Source organism: Nocardioides panacihumi, assembly GCF_039530925.1.
Classification (GTDB): Bacteria; Actinomycetota; Actinomycetes; order Propionibacteriales; family Nocardioidaceae; genus Nocardioides; species Nocardioides panacihumi.
Map to the genome: position 1 here is coordinate 134,499 of NZ_BAAAPB010000003.1, position 4,529 is coordinate 139,027.

Genomic DNA, 4,529 nt, shown 5'->3' on the forward strand with positions numbered 1-4,529 from the left:
GTCGCCCGTCTCATCACCCTCGTCGAGGAGGCGCCGGCCACGGGCGGGCACGCGTTGCGTGAGGTGATGGCCGCCCTGGCGCCGTACGCGGGGAACGCGATCGTCGTCGGCATCACCGGCTCCCCGGGGGTCGGCAAGTCGACCACCACCAACGCCCTGGTCGCCGAGCTGCGCTCCGGCGGCCGACGCGTGGGCGTGCTCGCCGTCGACCCGTCGTCGCCGTTCTCCGGTGGCGCGCTCCTCGGCGACCGGGTGCGGATGTCCGACCACGCGACCGACCGTGGTGTCTTCATCAGGTCGATGGCGTCACGTGGGCACCTCGGCGGCCTCGCCTGGACTACTCCGCAGGCGCTGCGGGTGCTCGACGCGGCGGGCTTCGACGTCGTCGTCATCGAGACCGTCGGCGTCGGGCAGTCGGAGGTCGAGATCGCCGCCCTGGCCGACACCACCGTCGTGCTCCTCGCACCCGGCATGGGCGACGGCATCCAGGCCGCGAAGGCGGGCATCCTCGAGATCGGCGACCTCTACGTGATCAACAAGGCCGACCGTGAGGGCGCGGACGCCGTGCGCCGCGACCTGCGCGGCATGCTGGCGCTGGCAGACCGGCGCGAGGGGGAGTGGAGGCCGCCGATCCTCAAGACCGTCGCGCAGACGGGGACGGGGCTGGCCGAGGTGGTGGCGGCGATCGACGAGCACCACGACTGGCTCGTACGGACGGGCGAGCTCGCCCGTCGGCGTACGCGGCGAGCGAGGGAGGAGATCGAGGCGATCGCGCTCGACACGCTCCGCGCACGCTGGGGCGAGGTCGGGACCTCCGCTGAGCTCGACACCCTCGCCGCGGCCGTGGCCCTGGGGGAGAGCGACCCCTATGCCGCCGCGGACAAACTCCTCAGGTCCTAGGACATAAGTCACACTCGCGACCGCGATGACCGGGGCGTCGCTGCCCCGGGCCGGCGCCCGCCTTTGGTAGGAAGGTGGCCCATGAAGAAGGTGCTCATCGCTGTTCTCGTGGTCTTCTTCGGATTCTGGCTCTTCACCGACCCGAACGGGCTGGCCGCGTCGTCGAAGACGGCCGGTAGCGACGCGTGGTCGGCGACGGAGTCGTTGTTCGAAGCCGTCATCAACTACCTGCGCGCTCTCTGACGACCGGGTGAGCGTCTCCTCGATGCTGGACCCGGGCATCGCCAAGCATCTGCTCCGGGACGAGGGCGAGGTCATCGTCGACGAGGTCCGCAAGCACTGGGTCGCCTACGTCCGCCCGGTCGGCGAGGGCCTGCTGGGGCTGGCGTTGCTCCTGGCGACCCCGTTCGTGCCGGTGGCCGTCGGCTGGCTCCCGCTCGTGCTCGGCGGGCTGGTCGGGCTGCACGCGGCCTGGCTGGGGGTGCGCGAGCACCGGGACCGCTTCGTCGTCACGAACATGCGCGTCTTCCGCGTCCACGGCGTGCTGGCCACCCACCTGGCCACGATGCCGCTCTCGCGGATCCTCGACATCACCGTCAGCAGGCCGCTGCACGGGCGACTGCTCGGCTTCGGGCACTTCGTCTTCGAGTCTGCGGCCCAGGACCAGGGGCTGCGCGAGATCCGCCACGTCGGCCGCCCCGATCAGCGCGACCTGGCGATCCAGCGGGTCGTCCAGCGTGCCGGTCTGCGCGGGCCGCGGGTCTGGTGACCGGGGTCGTCCGGTGGACCGACGGGCCACCCTAGGATTGGCGCCATGACGCAGCAGCCGTTCTCCCGTCCCGGTGCGATCGACCTGTCCGGCCTGTCCCGGCCGGGCGCACCCGCCGCGCCCGCCGGCGGGGGCGTCCCGTCCGGCCCGACGGGCTCCTACACGGTCGACGTCGACGAGCAGGCGTTCCAGACGATCCTCGAGGCCTCCGTGACGGCGCCGGTGGTCCTCGTCTTCTACTCGCCGACCCGCTCGCCCGAGAGCGCCACGCTCGCCAACGACGTCAGCACGATCGTCGAGGAGTACGACGGCCGCTTCCTCGCCGGCCTCGTCGACATCGACGCCCACCCGCAGATCGCCCAGGCGATGCAGATCCCGCAGGTGCCGCTGATGTACGTGATCCTCGACGGCCGCCCCGCGACGCAGCCGATCCCCGGCGCGCCGCCGATCGACGAGCTGCGCACCTTCTTCAACCAGCTCGGCCAGCAGCTGACCGTCCAGGGCATCTCCGGACGCCACCAGCCCCGGAGGCCCGCCGGCCTCCCCGAGGACGAGGACGGAGCCCAGGCGCTCGACCCGCGTTACGCCCCCGCGCAGGATGCACTCGAAGCCGGCGACATCGACGGCGCGGTCGCCGAGTACCAGAAGCTCGTCGACGCCAACCCCGCCGACGCGGAGGCCGCCGCCGGACTCGCCATGGCGAAGGTGCTCCAGCGCACGCAGGGGACCGACCTCAACGCCGCCCGCGCGGCAGCGGCGGCGGACCCGGGTGACGTCGCCGCGCAGATCATGGTGGCCGACCTGGACCTGCTCGGGGGACACGTCGAGGACTCCTTCGCGCGGCTCGTCGAGCTGGTCCGTCGTACGTCGGGGGACGAGCGCAATGCCGCCCGCGAGCACCTGATCGGCCTCTTCGCCGCCGTCGGCAACGACGACCCGCGGGTGCTCAAGGGCCGGCAGGCGCTGGCGTCCGCTCTGTTCTGAGCGATCCTCGAGTGTCTCGACCACCCATGGGTGGTCGAGACACTCAAGCCTCCCGGGAAAGAGCGTCGAGCACGGCCCTCACCGCGGGGGAGTCCGCCATCGACCGCCGGTGCAGGGCGATGACCTCGCGGGTCGGCTCCGGGTCGTGGGCCGAGACGGCGACCAGGTCGTCGCCCAGCGGCGACCGGCCGAGCCGGGGGACGAGCGCGATGCCGAGCCCCGCACGGACGAGGGCGAGGTGGCTGTCGAACTCCATCGAGACGTGCGCGATCCGGGGCAGTCGGCCGGTGCCGTCGTACATCCTGGTCAGCCACTGACGGCAGATCGTGCCCTCGGGCGTCGCGATCCAGCCCTCGTCGACCAGGTCGTGCGGGGTGACGGAGAGCCGGCCGGCCAGCGGGTGGTCGCGGTGGACGACCACGTCGGCGAGATCGTGGGCGATGGTGGTGGCGACGAGATGGTCGGGCACCGCGATGGGCACGTCGCCCCAGGTGTGGACGACGCCGAGGTCCGTCTGACCGGACGCGACGAGGTCGACGGTGTCCCAGGGCTCGCGCTCAGCGAGCGCGAGCTCGAGGTCGGGGTGGGCGGACCTCAGCCCGCTGGCGATCGGTGCGACGAGACCGCGCATGGCCGTCGAGAACGCGGTCAGCCGCAGCCTGCCGGCCACCGCGCCGACCTGGCGGTGGAGACCCGACTCGATCTGCTCCAGGTCGGCGAGGAGGCGCGCGCCCTCCTCGACGAGGTGGCGACCGTGGTGCGTCAGCATGACGCCCCGGCCGACCCGCTCGAGCAGGGGTACGCCGGTCTGCCGCTCCAGCCGCTTGACCTGCTGTGACACTGCGCTCGGCGTGAATCCGAGCGTCTCGGCGGCGGCGCTGACGCTGCCGTATGTCTCCACGGCTCGTAGGGCGCTGAGGGCGGCGAGGTCGATCATGTAGCGATGCTACCGAGAGACGTGTAGGACTATTCGCTGGTCCTTCAAGATCTTGCCTGGCAGCCTGGACTCCGTGAACCGCCGCGATGCCTTCCTCGCCGCCCTCGTCGCCGTGCTCTGGGGCCTCAACTTCGTCGTGATCGACCGTGGCATGGTCGGCATCCCGCCGCTGCTCTTCCTCGCGATCCGGTTCATCGCCGTCATCTGCCTGGCGATCTGGTTCGTCCCCCGCCCGCCGGTCCCGTGGCGGACGGTCGCTGCGGTGGGCCTGTTCATGTCGCTCGGCCAGTTCGCGTTCCTGTACGCCGGCATGGCCGCCGGGCTGCCGGCCGGTCTGGCGTCGCTCGTGCTCCAGGCACAGGTCGTCTTCACGATCGTGATCGCGGCCGGCGTGCTGCGGGAGGTGCCGACGACGTACCAGATCGCGGGTGTCGGGCTCGGCGTCGTCGGCCTGCTCGTGGTCGGACTCGGGCGCGGCGGCCACGTGCCGCTCGGCGCGCTGCTGCTCTGCCTCGCGGCTGCGCTGTCGTGGGGGACGGGCAACGTCGTCAGCCGGGCGTCGGGCGCGACCGGTGGGCTGTCGTTGACGGTCTGGTCGGCGCTGGTCGTGCCCGTGCCCGCGTTGGCGCTCTCGCTGGTCTTCGACGGGCCGAGCGGCATCCGCGACGGGCTCGCGTCGTTCGGGTGGCAGGCGGGGCTGTCGACGCTCTACACGGCCGGGCTCGCGTCGATCGTCGGCTACGGCATCTTCAACGGGCTGCTCTCCCGCAACCCCGCGCCCGCGGTCGTGCCCTGGGTGCTGCTGGTGCCGCCTGTCGGCGTCGTCTCGGCGTGGCTGGTGCTCGGCGAGACGCCCGCACCCGCCGAGCTGGTCGGCGGTGTCCTGCTGGTGGCAGGGGCGCTCATCGCGAACGGCGTCGCCCGCACCCGCCGGCCCGC

Annotated in this window: 6 protein-coding genes; 5 read left to right on the forward strand and 1 reads right to left on the reverse strand. The window is 72.5% G+C overall.

Going from position 1 to position 4,529, the window contains the following annotated elements; genetic code table 11:
* The 4 genes from meaB to ABD205_RS15270 form a co-directional block, all read left to right on the forward strand.
* The coding region (gene meaB, locus ABD205_RS15255; RefSeq protein ID WP_344046166.1) for a methylmalonyl Co-A mutase-associated GTPase MeaB at positions 1-900 on the forward strand (900 nt) is incomplete at its 5' end.
* A gap of 81 nt (positions 901-981) precedes the next feature.
* Positions 982-1,143, forward strand: a complete 162-nt coding sequence (locus ABD205_RS15260; RefSeq protein WP_344046168.1) for a hypothetical protein — start codon at positions 982-984, stop codon at positions 1,141-1,143.
* 22 nt (positions 1,144-1,165) lie between these two features.
* Positions 1,166-1,669: a PH domain-containing protein gene (locus ABD205_RS15265; RefSeq protein WP_344046170.1), complete on the forward strand. Its 504-nt coding sequence runs from the start codon at positions 1,166-1,168 to the stop codon at positions 1,667-1,669.
* Between the two features lie 45 nt (positions 1,670-1,714).
* Entirely contained in the window at positions 1,715-2,653 is a 939-nt protein-coding gene (locus ABD205_RS15270) for a tetratricopeptide repeat protein (RefSeq protein WP_344046172.1), read from the forward strand.
* Positions 2,654-2,696: 43 nt separating this feature from the next.
* Here the strand turns inward: ABD205_RS15270 and ABD205_RS15275 are convergent, their stop codons facing one another.
* A complete protein-coding gene (locus ABD205_RS15275; RefSeq protein ID WP_344046174.1) occupies positions 2,697-3,590 on the reverse strand; it encodes a LysR family transcriptional regulator in 894 nt (297 codons plus the stop codon).
* Positions 3,591-3,663: 73 nt separating this feature from the next.
* Between ABD205_RS15275 and ABD205_RS15280 the strand changes: the two genes are divergently transcribed.
* The coding region (locus tag ABD205_RS15280; RefSeq protein ID WP_344046177.1) for an EamA family transporter at positions 3,664-4,529 on the forward strand (866 nt) is incomplete at its 3' end.